Consider the following 19,403-nt stretch of genomic DNA (forward strand, 5'->3'; position numbering starts at 1 on the left):
CCGCCTGGCGCGCGAGCGCGGCCTGGATCTGGCCGGCGTGCGGGGCACGGGGCCGCGCGGACGCATCGTCGCGCGCGACCTGCCGGCGGCGAGCCGCGCGGCCGCGCCCGAAGCCGCCGCCGACGACGGCTATACACGCATCGCGCCGACGCCGCTGCAGGCCACGGTGGCGCGCCGCCTGGCGCAGGGCAAGCAGGAGACGCCGCACTTCTATCTGGCTGTCGAGGCCGAGGTATCGCGGCTGCTGGCCTTGCGGCGCGAGCTCAACGCCCAGCCGGGCACGCGGCTGACCATCAATCATTTCATCGTCCAGGCGGTCGCACGCGCCCTGCGCGCGCTGCCCTGGGCCAATCGCGTCTGGCAGGACGGCGCCATCCTGGCCTTCGACCGCATCGATGTGGGCGTGGCCGTGGACACGCCGGCCGGCCTGCTGGCGCCGGCCGTGCGCGATATCGGCGGCCTGGGGCTGGGCGGCCTGGCGCGCCGGCTCGACGCCCTGGTCGGCCGCGTGCGCGAACACGGCCTGCGTCCCGAGGACCTGGGCCAGCCCGCCATCACGGTCTCCAACGCCGGCATGCACAACGTGAGCTATATGACCTCGATCATCAATCCGGGGCAGGCCATGATTCTCGGCGTGGGCAGCATCAGGGAACTGTTCCGCCCGGATGCGCAGGGCCAGCCCGCGCTGCGGCGCGAGATCGGCCTGGTGCTGTCGGCCGACCATCGCATCCTGGATGGCGTGCGGGCGCTGGAATTCGTCAACGAAGTGGTCGGCCTGCTGGAGCAGCCGGCCCGTCTGGTACTCGATTGAGGACATGGTCATGACCCAAGCAGGCGCCACCCGCGAACTGGCTCGTTTTCTCGTCGGCCTGGCCCGGCCCGGCGCGCTGCCGCCCGACGTGCTGGAAAAAGCCCGGGTCTCGCTGCTCAATGGCTATGGGATAGGGCTGGCCTGCGCCGACACGCCCTATGCGCCCGTAGCCGCCCGCGCCGCGCTGGCCATGTATGGCGAGCAGGCCGGCGGCGCGACCCTGCTCAATGACGGACGGCGCACCAGCATGGCTGGCGCCGTGCTGGCCAATGCCGCCCTGTTCCATGGCCGCGCCCAGGAGGACGCCAGCGGCGCGGCCCATTTCGGTGCCATCCTGATCCCGTTGTTGACGGCCGCGGCCGAGACCGGCCGCATGCCGCTGTCGCGGCTGCTGCCCGCCTTGGTGGCCGGCTATGAGGCCGGCGGCCTGCTGGAGAGCGGCTTCGCCGCCGACACCACGCCGGCCGGGCTGCGCGCCTCGCCGCTGTATGGCACGGTGGCGGCCGCCGCCGCGGCCAGCGTGGCCATGGACCTGGACGAGGACCGCGCGGCCGCGGCCCTGGCCAATGCCGTGTCTTTCACGGGAGGGGTGTTGCAGTCCTTCGCCGATGGCACCGACGAGTGGCGCTACCAGTTGGGCGTGGCGGCCAACAATGGCTGGCTGGCTGCCGAGCTGGCGCGCGCCGGTTCGGTCAGCGCGCCGGGCGCGCTGGAAGGCAAGGCCGGCCTGATTCGCGCCTATGCGCGCCGCGAGATCGATGCCGCGGCGCTGACCGCCCCGTTGGGCAAGACCTGGTTCATCCACCGCGTGGTGTTCAAGCCCTATCCGGTCTGCGCCTTCAACCAGACGCCGGTCAAGGCGGCGCTGCTGCTGCGCGAGATCCTGGGCGGACAAAGCGTCCGGGCCATCCGGGTGCGCATGAATCCCTATGAAACCGGCTATGCCGGCATGGACAGCCGCGGCCCCTTTCACTCGGTCTCGGGCACGCTGATGAGTATCCCGTTCTGCATCGCCCGCACGCTGGCGCACGGCGAGCCGGCCCTGCGCGACATGATGGACTACGGCGATGCGGCCACCCTGGCCCTGATCGGCCGCACGACGCTGGTCAGCGATGCCTCGGTCGGCCGCCTATGCTGCGTGATCGAGGCCGACCTGGAGGATGGCCGGACGCTGACGCAGGCGCTGGACATGACAGCCGAAGACTACAACTACGACCGCGCCGCCTTGCGCGGCCTGGTCGAGCGCGTCTGCGCCGAGGTGGGCGTGGACCGCGCCGCCTGCGCGGCGCTGGAGCGCTTCGTCGACGACCCCGAGGGCGTGGGCCTGGCGGTGGTGCTCGACACCTTCGCCTCCCTGCGCAAACCGTCATGAGCCGCGACCTCATCGTCATCGGCGGCGGGCCAGCCGGCTATGTGGCGGCCATCCGCGCCGCGCAGCTGGGCATGGCGGTCACGCTGGTCGAGCGCGACGCGCTGGGCGGCATCTGCTTGAACTGGGGCTGCATCCCGACCAAGACGCTGCTGCACGCGGCCGAGGTCCTGAGCGCGCTGCAAGCCGGCGACCAGCTGGGCATTGTGCTGGCGAAGGCCCCGCGCGTGGACCTGCCGCGCATGGTGGGTCATTCGCGCGCGGTGGCCGAGCGCTTGCGCAAGGGCGTGGAATACCTGCTGAAAAAGCACGAGGTCAGGGTCTTGCGGGGGCAGGCCAGGCTGGCGGGCGGCGGCCGCGTGACGGTCGATGGCGGCCAGGCCTTGCGGGCAAACGCCATCCTGGTGGCCACGGGCGCGCGGCCGCGCGAACTGGCCGAGCTGCCGGTGGATGGCGAGCGCATCTGGAACTACCGCCACGCGCTGACCCCGCGCGCGCTGCCCGCCAGCCTGCTGGTGGTGGGCGCGGGCGCCATCGGCATGGAGTTCGCGAGTTTCTATGCCGCGCTGGGCAGCCAGGTCACCGTGGTCGAAAGCCGGGAGAGCGTCCTGCCCGGCGAGGACGCCGAGGTGTCGCGTTTCGTGGCCGAGGCCTATGCGCGCCGCGGGATCGCCGTGCAGGTATCGACCACGGCGCGGCTGCTGGGCCTGGGCGGATCCGGCGCGCGCCTGGCCTTGCGCAGCGGCGGCCAGGAGCAGGCTCGCGACTTCGACCGCGTGTTGGTGTGCGCCGGCGTGCAGGGCAATACCGAGGACCTGGGCCTGGAGCAGACGGCGGCGCGGCGCGAGCAGGGCTGCATCGTGGTCGACGCGCTGGGCCGCAGCCACGAGCCCGGCCTGTATGCGGCCGGCGACGTCTGCGGCGCGCCCATGCTGGCGCACAAGGCCAGCCACCAGGCCTTGCGCTGCGTCGAGCACCTGGCCGGCCTGCCGGTGGACGAGACGCCTCTGCTGGTCCCGGCCTGCACCTATTGCGATCCCCAGGTCGCCAGCATGGGCCTGACCGAGGCGGCCGCGAAAGCGCAGGGCCGGCAGGTGGTCGTCGGCCGCTTCCCCTTCCAGGGCAATGGGCGCGCGCTGGCGCTGGGCAAGCCGGAGGGCTTCGTCAAGACCGTCTTCGATGCGGCCAGCGGCGAGCTGCTGGGCGCGCATCTGGCCGGCGCCGACGTGACGGAACTGATACAGGGCCTGACGCTGGCGCGCCAGCTCGAGGCCACCGACGAGGACCTGGTCCGCCATGTCTTCCCCCATCCCACCCTGTCCGAGGCGATAGGGGAGTCCGCCCTGGCCGCGCTGGGCCGGGCCATCCACCACTGAGGGTTGGCGCGCCAACTCCACCGTACAGAAGACCGCGAACATGGATTTCGAACTGACCCAAGAACAACGCATGATCGCCGACGCGGCGCGCCAGGTGGGCGAGCGCTTCGGCCTGGATTACTGGCGCGAGCTGGACGCCAGAAAGGCCTTCCCCACCGAATGCTGGCAGGCCATCTGCGAGGCCGGCCTGTGCGGCGTGGCCCTGCCCGCCGAGTACGGCGGCTCGGGCCTGGGCGTGCTGGAGATGGCCCTCATCATCGAAAACCTGTCGGCGGCCGGCGCCGGCAGCACCGTGGGCCAGCTGTTCATGGTCAATCCCATCTTCGGCGGGGTGTCCATCAGCAAATTCGGCAGCCCCGAGATGAAGCGCGAGCTGTTGCCCGGGCTGATCGGCGGCAAGATCAATTTCTGCATGGCGCTGACCGAACCCGACGCCGGCAGCAACACGCTGGAGATCCGCAGCTTCGCCCGCCCCGATGGCGATGGCTGGCGCCTGAACGGGCGCAAGATCTGGATCACCGCCGTGGACACCGCGCAGAAGATGCTGGTGGTGGCGCGAACCAAGAAGGTCGAGGAGTCCGTCTCGCGCAGCGACGGGCTGTCCATGTTCATGATCGATGTCGAGCGCGCGGGCCTGACCCATACCGCCATCGACAAGGTGGGCACCAATACGCTGGCCTCCAGCGCCATCTTCTTCGACGATGTGCGGGTCGAACCGCATGAGCTGGTCGGCACCCTGCATGGCGGCTGGAAGGAGCTGCTCGATGTGTTGAACACCGAGCGCATCGTGACCACGGCCGGGCTGGTGGGCACCGGCGAGCTGTCGATCCGGCTGGCCGTCAACTACGCCAATGACCGCAAGGTGTTCGGCGCGCGCAGCATCAGCAGCTACCAGGGAGTGCAGTTTCCGCTGGCGCAGTGCCATGCCGAGATCGAGGCCGCGCGCCTGCTGAACTACAAGGCGGCCAGCAATTTCGATCAGGGGCTGGCCTATGGCAGCGAGGCCAACGCGGCCAAGCTGCTGGCGGCGCAGGCGGCCGCCCGTGTGACCGAGCGGGCCATGCAGACCCTGGGCGGCATGGGCTATTCCAAGGAGTACCACCTGGAGCGCCTGTGGCGCGATTGCCGCCTGTTCCGCTTTGCGCCCATCTCCGAGGAAATGATCCTGAATTACATTGCCCAGCACGATCTGGGTATGCCGCGCTCCTACTGAGAAGGACTTTCGCATGATTGCGCTCGGTTCCTCCATCCTGCATTGGGCGCGCTCGGCGCCCGCGAGAACCGCCATGGTCTACGACGGCCAGGCGGTCAGCTATGGTGAGCTGGCGCAGCGAATGCGCCTGATCGCGGGCGGCCTGCGCGCCCGCGGCATCGGGGCGGGCCAGGTGGTGGCGCTGCTGATGAAGAACAGCGCGGCCTTCGTCGAGCTCAGCCTGGCCATCGGTCACCTGGGCGCCATCGTGCTGCCCATCAACTACCGCCTCGGCCGCGACGAGGTCGATTACATCCTGTCCAACGCCGGCGCCCGCCTGCTGTGCGCCGATGCCGAGTTCGAGGCCAATGTGCCGCCGGGCGTGGATTGCCTGCGGCTCGACGGGCCGGCGCAGCGCGACGCCAGCCGGCTGTGGCCGCGGGCGCTGCCGGCCCGCGAGCCCTGGCCGGTGGGGCCCGGGGATGTGTTCCGCCTGATGTACACCTCGGGCACCACTGACCGCCCCAAGGGCGTGGTGCACAGCTATGAGAATTTTTATTGGAAGACGCTGGACCATATCTGCGAGCTGGGCCTGTCGCGCGAAGACCGCTTGCTGGTGGTTGGGCCGCTCTATCACGTGGGCGCTTTCGATCTGCCCGGCATGGCGCTCTTCCTGGTGGGCGGCAGCCTGGTCATCCTGCGCGATTTCGATGCCTCGACGGTGATGCGGACCATCGCCGCGCATCGCCTGACCGGGGCCTGGATGGCCCCCGTGATGCTCAACCGCCTGCTGGCCCTGCCGGCCGGCCATGATGTCTCCAGCCTGCGCTGGGTCATCGGCGGCGGCGAGCGCACGCCGGCCGAGCGCATCCGCGGCTTCCAGGCGCTCTTTCCCAATGCGCGCTACATCGACGCCTATGGCCTGACGGAAACCTGCTCGGGCGACACCATGATGCAGGCCGGCCGGGAGATCGAGAAGATCGGCTCGGCCGGCCGCGCGCTGGCCCATGTGCAGCTGGAGATCCGCGACGGCCAGGGCGCGCCGCTGCCGGCCGGCGAGACCGGCGAGATCTGCCTGAAGGGCCCCAAGGTCATGCGCCAGTACTGGAACGACCCCGAGCGCACACGCGCCAGCTTCTTTGGCGATTGGTTCCGCAGCGGCGACATGGGCTATCTGGACGAGGACGGCTTTCTCTTCCTCGTCGACCGAAAGAAGGACATGGTCATCAGCGGCGGCGAGAACATCGCTTCCTCCGAAGTCGAGCGGGTGCTCTACCAATTGCCGCAGGTCGAGGAGGCCGCGGTGATCGGCCTGCCCGACGAGCGCTGGGGCGAGCGCGTGGTGGCCGTCGTGGTGCCGCGCGAGGGCGTGCCGCTGACGCTGGAGGCGGTGCAGGCGCACTGCCGCGGCAAGCTCGGCGGCTTCAAGATTCCCAAGCAGTTGATCGTGGTCGACGCACTGCCACGCAATCCCTCGGGAAAGGTGCTCAAGCGGGTGCTGCGCGACCAGTTGGCCGGCGCGGCGCCCGCCAGCCCCTGACCGGGTTCCCACAGCCGGACGAACAGGCGCATGCGCCGCATAACAAGCAAGGAGACAGCAATGCACAAATCCCCCGCCGCCAGCCTGACACGCCGGCAACTCTTGAAGGGCGCGGCCGGCCTGGCCGGCGCTTCGGCCCTGGGCTGGCCGGCGCTATCCTTCGCCCAGAACAAACCCATCCGGGTGGGCATGCCCACCATCCTGTCCGGGCGCGTGGCCCAGCTGGGCCTGTCCTCGCGCTATGCCGCCGTGCTGGAGGTCGAGCGCTTCAATGCGGCCGGCGGCCTGAACGGCCGTCCCATCGAGCTGGTGGTGCGCGACTCCAAGGGCCAGCCCCAGGAGGCGGCGCGGGTGGCGCGCGAACTGGTCAACAGCGAAGGCTGCGAGATCCTGCTGGACGCCGAGGCTTCGTCGGGCGCCTTCGCGGTGCACGAAGTGGCGCGCGACCTGAAGGTGCTGTGCATCCATACCAACTCGGAGACCTCCTCGCTGACGGCCGACCCGGCGCTGCGCATCCCCAACGCCTTCCGCTGCGCCCGCCAGGGCATCCATGACGCCATCGTGGGCGGCGCCTACGCGGCCCGCGTGTCCAAGGAAAAAGGCCTCAAGCGCTGGATGAGCTGCTCGCCCGACTACGCCTACGGGCGCGACACGACGGCCGAGTTCTTCCAGTACCTGAAGCACTTCCAGCCCGATGTCGAGATCACGGGCGGGGTCTGGCCCAAGCTGTTCCAGGCCGATTACAGCGAGATCATCACCCGCCTGGTCCAGGGACGCCCGCAGGCCGTCTATACCGCGCTGTGGGGCGGCGACCTGACGTCCTTCATCGACCAGGGCAGCATCTACGCCCTGTTCAAGGACCGGCAGCTCTTCGCCGTCAACATGGCCGACTACACCGTGCTGACCGCGGTCAAGAACGTGCCGGCCGGCCTGCAGTCAGGCAACCGCTATCTGCGCAGCGTGCCGGATTCGGCGGCCAACCACGCCTGGGCCGACGCCTATTTCGCCAAGCACAAGGAAATGCCCACCAACTGGGCCTGGCAGAACGCCGCCGGCGTGGTGTTCCTCACCACGGCCATGAAGAAGGTCAACAGCGCCGACGGCGCGAAGATCGCCGAGGCGCTGCGCGGCATGACCATAGACTCGCCCTTCGGCACCGAGGGCAAGCTGACGCTGCGCGCCGAGGACCAGACGCTGATCGACTACGCCGACGCCTGGGGCGAGCTGTCCAACAAGGAGCCCTATATGCCCAAGCCGCAGCTGGGCAGCTGGGCCCAGATCGCCGAGCTGGAACTTGACTGGAAGAAGAGCAAGGGCTGGGCAAAGTAAGGCCATCGGCGGCCGGCGGCCGCCGGTTTTTTCCTGCGCGGGGGGTGTATTTTGAATCTGACCGAACTTCTCGCCTGCTTCGGTTCGGCGTCTTGCCTGGTCACCCAGGCAAGCACCGGGCTGATCGTGGGCGCCTTGCTGTTTCTTGTCGCCGCCGGGCTGACGCTGATCTTCGGCGTGCTGGGCGTCATCAATTTCGCGCACGGCTCGTTCTACATGCTGGGCGCCTATCTCGGCCTGACCGTCTTCCGGCTGACCGGCAGCTATCTGGCCGCCGCCGTGTGCGCCGGGCTGGGCGTGGCCTTGTTCGCCCTGGTCTTCGAGCGCTTCTTCATGCGCCGCGTCTATAGCGCCGACGTGCTCATGCAGCTGCTGGTCTGCTATGCCTTCATCCTCATCCTCGATGACCTGGTCAAGCTGGTCTGGGGCGCGGAGTTCCAGTCCATGGGCATGCCCGAGGCCTTCCAGGCGCCGCCGCTCATCCTGGGCGGCGGCATCGTGCCGGTCTTCTACCTGGTGCTGATGGCCGCGGCCGGGCTGATGGCGCTGGCCCTGTGGTATCTGCTGGCCCGCACCCGCGCGGGCAAGATGGTGCGCGCGGCCGCGCAGAACCCCGTGATGACCTCGGTGCTGGGCTTGAACACCAGCCTCATCTATGCCGGTGTGTTCGCCCTGGGCGGCTTTCTGGCCGGGCTGGCCGGCGCGCTGGCCGCGCCCGTGCGCTCGATGTCGCCGGGCATGGGGTTTTCCATCCTGATCGAATCTTTCATCGTGACCGTCATCGGCGGCATGGGTTCGGTAGCCGGCGCCCTGGTGGGCGCGCTCATGCTGGGGCTGGTCCGCTCCTTCGGCTCCATCGGCTTTCCGGATTTCGTCGAGGGCGTGATGTTCATGGCCATGGCCCTGATCCTCGTGCTCAAGCCCAGCGGCCTCTTGGGCAAGGAGAAAAGAGCATGACGATGCATTCCGCAAGCAGGGAAGGGCTGCTGGCCGCCGCGGCGCTGGCGCTGCTGCTCGTCCTGCCCTCGCTGACCGACTCCCGCGTGTTGTTCGATTTCATCATCCGGCTGGCGGCCTTCGGCATTTTCGCCACCTCGCTCAATCTGCTGGTGGGCTACGGCGGCATGGTGTCTTTCGGCCATGCCATGTTCTTCGGCGCCGGCGCCTATGCCTTCGGCCTGCTGCTGCAGAAGACCGGCATCCCTATCCCCCTGGCCCTGCTGGGCGCGGTGCTCTTCTGCGCGCTGGTGGCGCTGCTGGTGGGCGCCATTTGCGTGCGCCTGAAGGAAATCTATTTTTCCTTCCTGACGCTGGCCTTCCAGATGCTGTTCCACAGCATCATCCTGTCCTGGAGCAGCCTGACGGGCGGCGACCAGGGCCTCACGGGGGGCATTCCGCGGCCCGTCTTCTGGGGCATAGACCTCAAGCAGCCGCAGACGCTCTACGGCTTTGCCTGCGTCATGGCGGTGATTTGCCTGCTGCTCATGCGCATGCTGCTGCAATCGCCCTTCGGCTATACGCTGCGCATGGTGCGCGACAACCCCGAGCGCGCGCGTTTCCTGGGCATCGACGTCTGGCGCGTGAAGCTCTACGCCTTCGTGCTGGCCGGCGGCTTCGCCGGCGTGGGCGGCGTCATCATGGCGCTCTTCGTCTCGGGCGCCTATCCCGATTTCGCCTACTGGACCATGTCGGGCGAGGCGATCTTCATGATCATGATGGGCGGCCTGCATGTTTTCATCGGCCCGGTGGTGGGCGCCGGCCTGCTGCTGGTGTTCAATGACACCATCACCCGCGTGACCGAACTGCACGGCCTGGCCCTGGGCATCATCGTCCTGGTCTTCGCCCTGGGGTTCAAGCGCGGCGTGGGGGATTTCGTGCTGCAAGGGTTCCGCCGCAAGCCGGCGGCCGGTTTCAAGAAAGAGCGAGTAACGACATGAACGCATCTCCTTTGAGCATTGTGACCGGCGGCGCCAGCGGCATCGGCCTGGCTTGCGCGCGCCGCCTGAAGGCGCGCGGCGACCGCGTGATCGTCATCGACCTGCAGGCGCCCGAAGACGGGCCGGGCTACGCCTGCGACATCTCCGACGAGGCGGCCGTGGCCGCCACGGCCGCGCGCATCGAAGACGAGCACGGGCCGGCCCATGTGCTGGTCAACAGCGCCGGCATCATCCAGGCCAAGCAGCCGCCCGAGGCGCTGGACATGGCGACCTGGGACCGCATCATGGCGGTCGACCTGCGCGGCAGCTATCTGGCCAGCGTCGCCTTCGGCGCGCGCATGGCCCGGCGCGGCGAGGGCGCGATCATCAACATCGCCTCCATCACCGCGCTGCGCTCGGTGCCGCTGCATGCCTATGCGCCGGCCAAGGCGGCGGTGGTGGCCATGACCGAATGCCTGGCGGCCGAATGGGGCCGCTCGGGCGTGCGGGTCAACGCCGTGTCGCCCGGCTACACCCTCACGCCCGCCCTGCAGGCGGCGATCGATCGCGGCGACCGCGACGCCGACGAACTGGCGCGGCTGTCCGCCCTGGGCCGCATGGTCATGCCCGAGGAAGTCGCCGACGCGGTGGCCTTCCTGGCCTCGCCGCAGGCGCGCGCCATCACCGGCGTGAACCTGCCGGTCGACGCCGGCTGGCTGGTGGCCTCGCCCTGGCAGACCTATGGCGGCGTGCCCGGCGCCCGGGCGGGAGGGGGCTGATGCTGAGAATAGAGCACCTGCGCAAGAGTTTCGGCGGCGTGGTCGCCACGGCCGACGTCTCGGCGCATTTTCCCAAGGATTCGCTGTCGGCCGTCATCGGGCCCAATGGCGCGGGCAAGACCACCTTCTTCAACCTGATCTCCGGGGCGTTCGCGCCGGACAGCGGACGGGTGCTGCTCGACGGCGAGGACATCGTCGGCCTGGGCAGCCGCGAAATCGTGCGCCGCGGCATCGGGCGCGCTTTCCAGGTCTCGCGCCTGTTCAAGTCGCTGACCGTGGAGGAGTCCTTGCGCGGGGCCCTGCAATCCCCGCTGGGTTTGTCCACGCGCATGCGCGGCCGCTTCCCGCTGGCGCGCACGCGGGACCGCGCGCACGAAGTCATGGACCAGCTGGGCCTGTCGTCCAAGGCGGACGTGGTGAGCGGCACGCTGTCGCATGGCGACCAGAAGCTGCTGGACATGGCGCTGGCGCTGGTGCTGCAACCCAAGGTGCTGCTGCTGGACGAGCCGGTGGCGGGCATGGGCCCGGAAGAGCGCGAGCAGATGATAGAGACCGTGCACGGCCTGTGGAAACGGGGCGGCCTGACCGTGGTGCTCATCGAGCACGATATGGAGATCGTCTTCCGTATTTCGCAGCACATCTATGTGCTGTCCTATGGCCGCGTGCTGGCCCAGGGCAATCCGCGCCAGATCCGCGAGAACCCCGAGGTCATCGAGGCCTATCTCGGCACCCCCAAGGAGGCGAGGGCATGAGCGAACCGGTATTGGAAGTCCAGGATATCGACGCCTTCTATGGCAGCAGCCAGGTGCTGTTCGGCATGTCGATGTCGGTGCTCAGGGGCGAGACCCTGGCCCTGCTCGGGCGCAATGGCGCGGGCAAGAGCACGACCATGAAGTCCGTGGCCGGCGTGGTCGCGCCCCGGCGCGGCAAGGTCAGGCTGTTCGGCCGCGAGATCGGCCGGCTCGCGCCCCATCGCATCGCGCGCTCCGGCGTGGGCTTCGTGCCCGAGGACCGCCAGATCTTTCCCGAGCTCAGCGTCGAGGACAACCTGGCCATCGCCGCCAAGCCCGATGCGCAGGGCCGGGTGAGCTGGACCCTGGAGCGCATCTACGAGATGCTGCCCCTGCTCGCGCCGCTCCGGCGCCGCCTGGGCGGCCAGCTCTCGGGCGGCGAGCAGCAGATGCTCACCATCGGCCGCGCGCTCATGGGCAATCCCGCCGTGGTCCTGCTCGATGAGCCCAGCGAGGGCCTCTCGCCCATCATGGTGCAGAAAATAGGCGAGCTGGTGCGCGCCCTGCGCGCTTGCGGCAGCACCATCGTGCTGGCCGAACAGAACCTGCATTTCTGCCTGGACCTGGCCGACCGCGCCGTGGTCATCGACAAGGGCGCCAGCGTGTTCTGCGGCACCATCGCGCAGTTGAACGCCGACGAGGACATCAAGCGGCGCTATCTTTCGGTCTAGGGCGGGGCCGGCAGGGCCCCGTGTGCAACATCCCGGAGCGCGATGTGCCTGGCCGATGGCCGCGTCAGAGCCCGTGGTCGCCGAGCCAGCCGGCGACGCGGGCGGCGAGCTCCTGGTGGTTGTCTTCGATCATCAACATGTGCCCATTGCCGCTGATGCCGATGGCGGGCAGCCAGAGGAAGTCGGCGCCCAGGAAGGCCGCCAGGGCGCCATCGAGCGCCTTGGGATGGCGGGGATCTTCGTCGCCGGTCAGCACCAGCATGGGCAAGCCCCGCAGCCGGCCGTGATCCGATAGGCGCAGACCGCTGCCCCCGATATTGAAGCGCTCGTTCAAGATGCGCGGGCTCTCGGGTCCGATGGAACGCGCGTAGGCTTCGAAAGCCGCTTGCGGGAAGCGGGAGCCGTTGGCCCAGAAGGTCTTGATGAAGGCCCGGTCCACGAAGGCGGGGCGGTCGGCGGGCGCATAGACGGGGTGGGCGCCGCCGTTCGCGCCGGCATGCGCGGCGGGCTCGGCCGGCAGCGCCGGCACCAGATTGGCTGGCGGGCCCGGGGCCAGGCCCACCACGGCGGCCACCAGGGTCCGGTACTGCTCGGCCACCCACCAGGCTATCGGCCCGCCTGCGGAGTGGGCGAACACAATGGCCGGGCCGGTGTCTTGCAGCAGCGCGCCCAAGGCGCGGCCCACGTCGGCCATCGAGAGGCGCACGAAGTCGGCGCCGGCGGGCGAACGGCCGTGTCCGGGCCAGTCCATCACATAGACGTCATGGCCCCGCCGCGCAAATATCGACGCCCAGCCTTCACGGCCGTCAGGCGTGGCCAGAAAGCCCGCGCCATTATGAAAGCCGCCATGCAACATGACGATGGGGTGGCGGCGCGGCCCTGGCATGGCGGCAACGACATCGGCGTAGACCGGATGCTCCGCCGTGCCCGAGTAAAGGTAGCTTTTCATTGTCTCCACCTTCTGTTCTTGTTCTTGAGTGCCAGGACAGTATAGGCTACAGTAGTTCCATTTGGAACCATCTCGTTCCCGCGCGCCTCGGAACAAGCAGGCGCGCCATGCCTCGGACATGCCCGGCCAGCCTATGAACCCTTCGCTCGATGACATCCTCGATGGGGTGTCGATTCCGTTCGCGTACAAGCTCGCCTACATCGCGAATTCCTACCGGGAGCCGTCATTCCGGGCGATAGAGGCTCGCCATGGCCTGACCCGTCCCGAGATCCTCTGTCTCATTTTTCTTTATTTCCGCGAAGGGATATCGGCCTCGGACATATGCGACTTCTCGGGCCACCTGAAGAACAATATCAGCCGGGCCGTCACGGCATTACAGGCCAAGGGCCTGGTGCGCCGCGAGCCCGATCCCCTGGATCAGCGCCGCCTCATCCTCTATATCACGGCCCGCGGCCGGCGCCTGCATGAGGACTTTATGCCGGCGCTCGAACAGCGCGAGGACGACATGATGGCCTGTCTTTCGTCCGCCGAACGGCGGACCTTCGCGCAATTGCTGCGCAAACTGTGCGCGCACGCGCCTGTCTGGCGCGGCCAGGAGCATGGGGCCGCGGGCGGTTGATGGCTGCGGCCCGCGATCAGCCGGCCATCCGGTGCTCGCGGGTGACGATGAAGGGCAGGTGGCCGTCGGGCAGGAAGTTGGCCTCGTCGGCGCGCGTGCGGGCATAGATTTCCGTGCGCGTGCCGGCCTTCATGTCGGCCGTCGAATCGAACCAGGTGATGGCCAGGCCGTCAAAGGGCGGGCGCCGGCCGTCGCGATAGGCCTCCAGACGCAGATGGTTCTGCTCATAGCGGCGCATCAGCGCGATGCCCGCGGCCAGCGGGCCGTGGCGATGTTCCCAGTAATGGCGAAAGTCGGGCAGCGCCATGCCCGGCCGGCAATTGACGAATTCGATGTTCTTCACCCCGCCGGCGGGGATGGGACCATCGACGATGAGCTTGACCTCCACGGCCATCTCGACCGGGCCGGCGGCGTAGCGCGCCAGGTCGCGCCGGCAGGCCTCGCCCCAGGCCGAGGCCTGGGCGCGCGCATGCGCCGCGGCGTCATCGAACCACATTTCGCTGATGCCGTCGTAGATCAGCTCGCCCTTGGCATAGCCCTGGGGCAGGGCATGCGACTGCACGTAGCGGCGCAAGCCGGGCGCCTGGCTTGCCAGCGGACCGTGGGCCTCGCGCCAGCCTGACTGGAAATCGGCCACGGACATGCCGGGCCGGCGCTTGAGCAGGGTAATGACTTTGTACATACCGCCGTCTCCTCCTTCGAGGGGCCGGGGCGCGGGCGTCTACTTCCGAGCCAGGCCGTCGGCCACCAGTTTGCGATAGGCCTTCACGACCCAATCGGGGATATCGCCGTTTTCGGCGTAGCGGCTCAGGTAGATCCTGGCCGACATGAGCACATAGGCCACGACTTCAAGCTCGCGCTCGGAATAGCCCGTGGCCTCGCCGCGCGCCCGCGCCTTGCGGAAGAAGTGCATATAGCCTTCGAGCACCAGCTTGAGGTGGGCCTCATAGCCCTTGGGCGCGAAACTGGGCGCTTCGTTCAGGATGCGGAAGAAATGCGGGTGGGCCTTGAGAAAGGAAAAAAAGCCTCGGAAACCCAGCTCCTCGCGCTCGATCAGCGTCTTGCCCTGGCGCGAGCATTCGCCCACATGCGCCAGCATGTCCTTGCCGAGGGCGGGCAGCAATTGGTCCAGGATGTCCTGGCGCGACTCGAAATGATTGTAGAAAGTGCCTTGCGCCACGCCGGCGCGCTGGGTGATCAGCGTGATCGAGGCGTCCTGGTAGCCATGCTCGCCCACCACGGCGGCGGCGGCGCTGAACAAGGCCTCGCGGATCAGGCGGCTGCGCTCATTGCGGGAACTGGCCTCGCGCCAATCGGCGGGCGGTTCGGCCGGCTGCGCGGCGCGGGCAAGGGACTTGGTCGGCATGGGGCGTGGAATCTTATAAAGCGGTCGACCCGTGCATGATACCGGGATGCGCATTATATGAATAGTGACTCATCTGTCATTAATTGCCTCGCGCGGCCCGGCGCGGACCCCACCCGTCGGAGCCCCGGCCTGTTTGCCCGTATCATGGGGACCGGGTCCGACAAGGGCCATGGGACGGCCGCGCGCCGTGCCGGCGGCGGCTCAAAAGGCATGCCGAGACAGGGCGGGCCAGGCCCGCGATGATTTTCCTTTTCGAGCTGACCATGAAACGTATTTTTGCCGGCCTGTGCGCCAGCCTGGCGCTGGCCTCGGCCGCCCACGCCGCCTATCCCGAACGCCCCATCCGCCTGATCGTGCCTTTCCCGCCAGGGCAGGCCACCGACATCTTCGCGCGCGCGCTGGCCGAGAAGCTGGGCGTCGCCCTGAAGCAGACCATCGTGGTCGAGAACCGCGCCGGTGCCGGCAGCAATATCGGCATGGCCGAGGCCGCCCGCGCCAAGCCCGACGGCTACACCCTGGTGATCGCCGGCAGCGCCGCGGCGGTGAACCAGACCCTGTACAAAACCATCAACTACAGCCTGACCCGGGACTTCGCGCCGGTCTCCGGCGTGTTCTCCGTGCCGCTGGTCTTCCTGGCCACCCCGGCCTCGGGCATTACCAGCCTGGCGGCCCTGGTCGAACGCGCCCGCGCCCATCCGGGCGAACTGGTCTACGCCAGCGCGGGCATCGGCGGCACGCAGCACCTGTCGGCCGAGATGTTCAAGGCGGCGGCCAATGTCGACATCCGCCACATCCCCTACAAGGGCAGCGGCCCGGCCCAGGCCGACTTCCTGGGTGCCCAGGTGCCGCTGATGGTGGACTCGGTCACGGCCGCCCTGCCGCATATCCAATCGGGCAAGGCGGTGCCGCTGGCCGTGACCACGGCCAAGCGCCTGGCCCAGCTGCCCGGCGTGCCCACCGTGGCCGAGAGCTATCCGGGCTTCGAGGCCATAGGCTGGGCGGCGGTGCTGGCGCCGGCCGGCACGCCGGCCGAGATCACCGCCAGCCTGAGCCAGCATATCGGCCAGGTGCTCAACAGCCCCGGGATGCGCAAATTCCTCAACGACCGCGGCGCCGAGCCCATGCCCGGCACGCCCGCGGCGACCGCCGAATTCGTCGCGGCCGAAGTCGGCAAATGGGGCGAGGTGGTGCGCCGCTCCGGCGCTGAGGTGGACTGAGCGGCGGCCGGTGCTTCAGGCGCCGTGGAACACGGCCTCGATGTTGTAGCCGTCGGGGTCGTGGACAAAGGCCGCGTAATACCCGGCATGGTATTGCGGGCGCGGGCCGGGCGCGCCATTGTCGCGCCCGCCCGCGGCCAGCGCGGCGCGATGGAAGGCCTCCACCTCGGCGCGGCTGGCCGCGCGGAAGGCCATATGCACCCGCGGCTGGCAGGGCGGTCCCTGCATCAGCCAGAAGTCGCCGCCCGGATCGGCGCCGGCCGGGCCGGGCGCGCCCAGCCCGGCCGCGTCGTCCAGGCGCGTGAGCACGGTGTAGCCCAGCGGCGCCAGCGCGGCCTCATAGAAGGCCAGGCTGCGGGCGAAGTCGCTGACGGTGATGCCGGTGTGATCGATCATGGCGGGCCTCCTTTCCTTGCTTGTACCACTGACATCCCCAAGAGGGGCGATCGTCCCCCGGCCTCCCGCCGCGCCGATTTATTCTTTTTGGGACTCATTTCATGAAAATTACTCGTTTGTTGTGATCAAACCCCGCCCTTAGCATCGGCGGCATCATCCTAGCTGGAGCCTGTCCATGAGCACCCTCGCCCCCATTCCCGCCTTCGCCCACGCGCACGTCAGCCGCGATGCGCGGGGGGTCTACACTTTGCGCATCCATGACGCCAAGAGCCTGAATATCCTGGCGTCGGCGGTCACGCTGAGCCTGACGGAGGCGGCGCGCTGGATCGGCGCGCAGGCCGACGCGCGCGCCGTGGTCATCCGGGGCAGCGGCGAGCGCGCCTTCGTGGGCGGGGCCAACATCTATGAAATGGCCGAGCTCGATCCGCAGGGCGCGCGCGCATTCATCACCCGCCTGCGCGACCTGTGCGATGCCGTGGCCGAGATCCCGGTGCCCACGATTGCGCGCATCCCGGGCTTCTGCCTGGGCGCGGGCATGGAGCTGGCCGCCGCCTGCGACATCCGCCTGGCCAGCGACGACGCGGTCTTCGGCATGCCGGAAGTCCGCGTCGGCATTCCGTCGGTGATCCATGCGGTGTTGTTGCCGGCGCTGATCGGCCAGGGGCCGACCCACTGGCTGCTGCTGACCGGCGAGACGGTGGACGCCGGCCAGGCCCTGCGCTGGGGCTTCCTGGAATTCGTCTGCGAGACCGGCGCGCTGGACGCCCTGGTCGAGAAAACGGTCTCGCCGATCGCCGCCAGCGGCCCCATCGCCGTGCGTTCGCAAAAGGCGCTGCTGCGCTATTGGCGCGAGTCCACCGTGCAGGCGGGCCTGGACCGCAGCGTGGCCGCTTTCGGCGAGGCCTTCACCACCGATGAGCCGCGCCGCTACATGGCGCCCTTCGTCACGCGCAAGCAGCACAAGGAGGGCCGGTGATGGCGGGCCCCTTGCAAGGGGTGAGGGTGGTCGACATGACCTCGGTGGCCATGGGTCCTTATGCCACCCAGATCCTGGGCGACATGGGCGCCGAGGTCATCAAGGTCGAGGCGCCGCAAGGCGATGTGTTCCGCAGCTCGGCGCCGGCCGCGCATGCCGGCATGGGGCCGGCCTATCTCAACCTGAATCGCAACAAGTTCAGCGTGACGCTGGACGCCAAGGCGCCGGCCGACCGCGAGCGCCTGCTGGCGCTGATCGCCGGCGCCGATGTCTTCGTCTCCAATGTGCGCGCGGCGGCCCTGGCGCGCCTGGGGCTGGACGCCGCGACGCTGTGCGCCCGCCATCCGCGCCTGGTCCATTGTTCGGCGGTCGGCTTCGGCCAGGACGGCCCCTATGCCGCGCAGCCGGCTTTTGACGACATCATCCAGGCCATGAGCGGCCTGGCCGACCTGCAGGGGCGCAACAGCGGCGCGCCGGCCTATGTGAACACCATCCTGGCCGACAAGGTGGCCGGGCTGACGCTGGCCTACGCCATCCCCATGGCGCTGTACGAGCGCGAGCGCTCGGGGCAGGGCCAGGCCATCGAGGTGCCCATGTTCGAGACCATGGTTTCCTTCACGCTGGCCGAGCACCTGAGCGGGCACAGCTTCGTGCCGCCGCGCGGCCCCATGGGCTATAGCCGCGTGCTCTCGCCGCAGCGCAGGCCCTACCGCACGCGCGACGGCTACTTGGCGCTGCTGCCCTATACCGATGCGCAATGGCGGCGTTTCTTCGCGCTGGCGCAAAGGCCGGAGCTGGCCGAGGATGCCCGTTATGTCGATGCCGCCGCGCGCGCGCGCAACGTCGACGCGCTCTATCAGGACCTGGCCGATATCGTGGCCGGCCGCGATACCGAGGCGTGGCTGGCGCTGCTGGCCGGGGCGGACATCCCGCATTCACGGGTCAATACGCCGCAGGCCTTGTTCGACGATCCGCATCTGCGGGCCACGGGGTTTTTCCGGCAGGTGGAGCATCCCACCGAAGGCCGCCTGGTGACCACCGCCATCCCGGTGCGTTTTTCGCGCACCCCCGGCGGGATACGGCGCCTGGCGCCGCGCCAGGATGCCGATCGCGATATGCTCTAGGCTCTGCCCGGCGGTCCGAGCCGGGGACCGCGACCATGAACATCACTCTCAAGCAATTGCGCGTGTTCTGCGCGCTGTACGAACTGCGCAGCTTCACGGCGGCCGCGCGCGCGGCCTTCGTGACGCAATCGGCCGTGAGCAAGCTGTGCGCGGAGCTCGAAGCCGAGGTCGGGCAGCCGCTGTTCGAGCGCTCCACGCGCAGTGTCACGCCCTGCGACGGCGCGGCCGATTTCTATGCCTATGCCCAGGAGATCCTGGGCACCGTGCGGGCCGCCGAGCGCAGCATGTCGGGCCTGCGCAGCCTGGAGCGCGGCACGGTCGGCGTGGCGACCTCGCCGCTCATGATGGTGGGCCTGCTGGGCGAGGTGGTGGCCGCCTACCATCGCGCCCATCCCAGCGTGAAACTGGATCTGTTCGAACTCTCCACCGACGACACCATCGAGCATGTGCGCAACGGCCGCGCCGATTTCGGCATCGTGTCGCTGGAAAGCCCTTCCGACGAGCTCAGCACGCGCGTCATCTACCGCGACACCATGCGGGTGGTCTGCGCCCCGCGCCATCCCCTGACGCGCAAGCGGGCCGTGTCCTGGGCCGATGTCGCCGCGCACAAGCACATCATGCTGCGCAACGTCTACAGCGTGCGGCGCAGCCTGGACCGCGTGGCGGCCGATCTCGATCTCGCCTTCGATTACCGCATCGAGGCCGGCATGCTCACGTCGGTGCTCAAGCTGGTGGGCGCGGGGCTGGGCATCACCGTGGTGCCGGGCTATGCCTGCGACCTGGCGCGCGAGCTGGGCCTGCGCGTGGTCGATATCGATGGCGCGCGCCGTCATGGGCATGAGCTTTGGCTCATACAGCGCCGCAATGCCCGGCTCTCCATGGCGGCTTCGGCCTTTCTGCGGGACACCGAGCAAGCCCTGCGGGCGCGCGAAGCCGTCGGGGATTGATCCGGATCCGGAATGAGTCTATGAAAATTAGTCCC

20 protein-coding genes are annotated in these 19,403 nt (G+C 69.0%); 16 read left to right on the forward strand and 4 right to left on the reverse strand.

The genetic code is table 11. From position 1 onward, the window contains the following. The 11 genes from AXA74_RS20525 to AXA74_RS20575 all read left to right on the forward strand — a co-directional run. A partial coding sequence (locus AXA74_RS20525) for a 2-oxo acid dehydrogenase subunit E2 (protein WP_211269880.1) occupies nt 1–811 on the forward strand: 811 nt, incomplete at its 5' end. Between the two features lie 10 nt (nt 812–821). Continuing rightward, nucleotides 822–2,183, forward strand: a complete 1,362-nt coding sequence (locus AXA74_RS20530; RefSeq protein WP_032978264.1) for an MmgE/PrpD family protein — start codon at nt 822–824, stop codon at nt 2,181–2,183. Next, the gene (gene lpdA, locus AXA74_RS20535) at nt 2,180–3,556 is read left to right on the forward strand and encodes a dihydrolipoyl dehydrogenase (protein ID WP_032962937.1); all 1,377 of its coding nucleotides are present in this window, start codon (nt 2,180–2,182) and stop codon (nt 3,554–3,556) included. Before AXA74_RS20530 ends, lpdA begins: the two co-directional genes overlap by 4 nt. 40 nt (nt 3,557–3,596) lie before the next feature. Then, nucleotides 3,597–4,769, forward strand: coding sequence for an acyl-CoA dehydrogenase family protein (locus tag AXA74_RS20540; protein ID WP_029581413.1), 1,173 nt, complete (start codon nt 3,597–3,599; stop codon nt 4,767–4,769). Between the two features lie 13 nt (nt 4,770–4,782). Continuing rightward, entirely contained in the window at nt 4,783–6,288 is a 1,506-nt protein-coding gene (locus AXA74_RS20545) for an AMP-binding protein (protein WP_032978247.1), read from the forward strand. Nucleotides 6,289–6,348: 60 nt separating this feature from the next. Then, complete coding sequence (locus tag AXA74_RS20550; RefSeq protein ID WP_029581411.1) at nt 6,349–7,617, forward strand: ABC transporter substrate-binding protein; 1,269 nt, start codon at nt 6,349–6,351, stop codon at nt 7,615–7,617. Nucleotides 7,618–7,668: 51 nt separating this feature from the next. Next, entirely contained in the window at nt 7,669–8,574 is a 906-nt protein-coding gene (locus tag AXA74_RS20555) for a branched-chain amino acid ABC transporter permease (RefSeq protein ID WP_032955765.1), read from the forward strand. Beyond that, nucleotides 8,571–9,554, forward strand: a complete 984-nt coding sequence (locus tag AXA74_RS20560; RefSeq protein ID WP_029581409.1) for a branched-chain amino acid ABC transporter permease — start codon at nt 8,571–8,573, stop codon at nt 9,552–9,554. Before AXA74_RS20555 ends, AXA74_RS20560 begins: the two co-directional genes overlap by 4 nt. After that, nucleotides 9,551–10,312: an SDR family NAD(P)-dependent oxidoreductase gene (locus AXA74_RS20565; RefSeq protein WP_029581408.1), complete on the forward strand. Its 762-nt coding sequence runs from the start codon at nt 9,551–9,553 to the stop codon at nt 10,310–10,312. Before AXA74_RS20560 ends, AXA74_RS20565 begins: the two co-directional genes overlap by 4 nt. Next, nucleotides 10,312–11,064, forward strand: coding sequence for an ABC transporter ATP-binding protein (locus AXA74_RS20570; protein WP_029581407.1), 753 nt, complete (start codon nt 10,312–10,314; stop codon nt 11,062–11,064). The genes AXA74_RS20565 and AXA74_RS20570 overlap by 1 nt, the downstream gene beginning before the upstream one ends. Further along, on the forward strand, nt 11,061–11,774 hold the full coding sequence (locus AXA74_RS20575; protein ID WP_032955764.1) for an ABC transporter ATP-binding protein: 714 nt from the start codon (nt 11,061–11,063) through the stop codon (nt 11,772–11,774). Before AXA74_RS20570 ends, AXA74_RS20575 begins: the two co-directional genes overlap by 4 nt. A 64-nt stretch (nt 11,775–11,838) precedes the next feature. On the opposite strand, the gene AXA74_RS20580 is transcribed toward AXA74_RS20575, so the two are convergent. After that, nucleotides 11,839–12,723, reverse strand: coding sequence for an alpha/beta fold hydrolase (locus AXA74_RS20580; RefSeq protein WP_029581405.1), 885 nt, complete (start codon nt 12,721–12,723; stop codon nt 11,839–11,841). A 133-nt stretch (nt 12,724–12,856) separates the two neighbouring features. On the opposite strand from AXA74_RS20580, the gene AXA74_RS20585 reads away from it, so the two are divergent. Continuing rightward, on the forward strand, nt 12,857–13,342 hold the full coding sequence (locus AXA74_RS20585) for a MarR family winged helix-turn-helix transcriptional regulator (protein ID WP_029581404.1): 486 nt from the start codon (nt 12,857–12,859) through the stop codon (nt 13,340–13,342). A gap of 16 nt (nt 13,343–13,358) precedes the next feature. Here the strand turns inward: AXA74_RS20585 and AXA74_RS20590 are convergent, their stop codons facing one another. Beyond that, on the reverse strand, nt 13,359–14,024 hold the full coding sequence (locus tag AXA74_RS20590) for an EthD domain-containing protein (protein ID WP_051593917.1): 666 nt from the start codon (nt 14,022–14,024) through the stop codon (nt 13,359–13,361). A 39-nt stretch (nt 14,025–14,063) separates the two neighbouring features. Further along, entirely contained in the window at nt 14,064–14,708 is a 645-nt protein-coding gene (locus AXA74_RS20595; RefSeq protein WP_029581402.1) for a TetR/AcrR family transcriptional regulator, read from the reverse strand. Nucleotides 14,709–14,971: 263 nt separating this feature from the next. On the opposite strand from AXA74_RS20595, the gene AXA74_RS20600 reads away from it, so the two are divergent. After that, nucleotides 14,972–15,925: a Bug family tripartite tricarboxylate transporter substrate binding protein gene (locus AXA74_RS20600; protein WP_029581401.1), complete on the forward strand. Its 954-nt coding sequence runs from the start codon at nt 14,972–14,974 to the stop codon at nt 15,923–15,925. Between the two features lie 15 nt (nt 15,926–15,940). On the opposite strand, the gene AXA74_RS20605 is transcribed toward AXA74_RS20600, so the two are convergent. Next, nucleotides 15,941–16,321, reverse strand: a complete 381-nt coding sequence (locus AXA74_RS20605) for a VOC family protein (RefSeq protein ID WP_029581400.1) — start codon at nt 16,319–16,321, stop codon at nt 15,941–15,943. A gap of 175 nt (nt 16,322–16,496) precedes the next feature. On the opposite strand from AXA74_RS20605, the gene AXA74_RS20610 reads away from it, so the two are divergent. From AXA74_RS20610 to AXA74_RS20620, 3 genes are read left to right on the forward strand one after another with little or no spacing between them, the layout of a single operon-like run. Beyond that, entirely contained in the window at nt 16,497–17,297 is an 801-nt protein-coding gene (locus AXA74_RS20610; RefSeq protein ID WP_032972442.1) for an enoyl-CoA hydratase, read from the forward strand. Next, nucleotides 17,297–18,421, forward strand: coding sequence for a CaiB/BaiF CoA transferase family protein (locus tag AXA74_RS20615; RefSeq protein ID WP_032978244.1), 1,125 nt, complete (start codon nt 17,297–17,299; stop codon nt 18,419–18,421). The genes AXA74_RS20610 and AXA74_RS20615 overlap by 1 nt, the downstream gene beginning before the upstream one ends. Before the next feature lie 35 nt (nt 18,422–18,456). Continuing rightward, nucleotides 18,457–19,368, forward strand: a complete 912-nt coding sequence (locus AXA74_RS20620) for a LysR family transcriptional regulator (protein WP_032962941.1) — start codon at nt 18,457–18,459, stop codon at nt 19,366–19,368. Nucleotides 19,369–19,403 lie beyond the last annotated feature (35 nt).

Origin of the sequence: Bordetella hinzii LMG 13501 (genome assembly GCF_001548475.1) — a bacterium.
Taxonomy (GTDB): Bacteria; Pseudomonadota; Gammaproteobacteria; order Burkholderiales; family Burkholderiaceae_B; genus Bordetella; species Bordetella hinzii.

What these genes read in the sequence shown, in the direction of transcription:
- AXA74_RS20605 (WP_029581400.1), bottom strand. Translation starts at nt 16,321, where the DNA reads ATGATCGATCACACCGGCATCACCGTCAGCGACTTCGCCCGCAGCCTG.
- AXA74_RS20585 (WP_029581404.1), top strand. Translation starts at nt 12,857, where the DNA reads ATGAACCCTTCGCTCGATGACATCCTCGATGGGGTGTCGATTCCGTTC.
- AXA74_RS20565 (WP_029581408.1), top strand. Translation starts at nt 9,551, where the DNA reads ATGAACGCATCTCCTTTGAGCATTGTGACCGGCGGCGCCAGCGGCATC.
- AXA74_RS20575 (WP_032955764.1), top strand. Translation starts at nt 11,061, where the DNA reads ATGAGCGAACCGGTATTGGAAGTCCAGGATATCGACGCCTTCTATGGC.
- AXA74_RS20550 (WP_029581411.1), top strand. Translation starts at nt 6,349, where the DNA reads ATGCACAAATCCCCCGCCGCCAGCCTGACACGCCGGCAACTCTTGAAG.
- AXA74_RS20615 (WP_032978244.1), top strand. Translation starts at nt 17,297, where the DNA reads ATGGCGGGCCCCTTGCAAGGGGTGAGGGTGGTCGACATGACCTCGGTG.
- AXA74_RS20545 (WP_032978247.1), top strand. Translation starts at nt 4,783, where the DNA reads ATGATTGCGCTCGGTTCCTCCATCCTGCATTGGGCGCGCTCGGCGCCC.
- AXA74_RS20590 (WP_051593917.1), bottom strand. Translation starts at nt 14,024, where the DNA reads ATGTACAAAGTCATTACCCTGCTCAAGCGCCGGCCCGGCATGTCCGTG.
- AXA74_RS20540 (WP_029581413.1), top strand. Translation starts at nt 3,597, where the DNA reads ATGGATTTCGAACTGACCCAAGAACAACGCATGATCGCCGACGCGGCG.
- AXA74_RS20595 (WP_029581402.1), bottom strand. Translation starts at nt 14,708, where the DNA reads ATGCCGACCAAGTCCCTTGCCCGCGCCGCGCAGCCGGCCGAACCGCCC.
- AXA74_RS20600 (WP_029581401.1), top strand. Translation starts at nt 14,972, where the DNA reads ATGAAACGTATTTTTGCCGGCCTGTGCGCCAGCCTGGCGCTGGCCTCG.
- AXA74_RS20570 (WP_029581407.1), top strand. Translation starts at nt 10,312, where the DNA reads ATGCTGAGAATAGAGCACCTGCGCAAGAGTTTCGGCGGCGTGGTCGCC.
- AXA74_RS20580 (WP_029581405.1), bottom strand. Translation starts at nt 12,723, where the DNA reads ATGAAAAGCTACCTTTACTCGGGCACGGCGGAGCATCCGGTCTACGCC.
- AXA74_RS20610 (WP_032972442.1), top strand. Translation starts at nt 16,497, where the DNA reads ATGAGCACCCTCGCCCCCATTCCCGCCTTCGCCCACGCGCACGTCAGC.
- AXA74_RS20560 (WP_029581409.1), top strand. Translation starts at nt 8,571, where the DNA reads ATGACGATGCATTCCGCAAGCAGGGAAGGGCTGCTGGCCGCCGCGGCG.
- AXA74_RS20620 (WP_032962941.1), top strand. Translation starts at nt 18,457, where the DNA reads ATGAACATCACTCTCAAGCAATTGCGCGTGTTCTGCGCGCTGTACGAA.
- lpdA (WP_032962937.1), top strand. Translation starts at nt 2,180, where the DNA reads ATGAGCCGCGACCTCATCGTCATCGGCGGCGGGCCAGCCGGCTATGTG.
- AXA74_RS20530 (WP_032978264.1), top strand. Translation starts at nt 822, where the DNA reads ATGACCCAAGCAGGCGCCACCCGCGAACTGGCTCGTTTTCTCGTCGGC.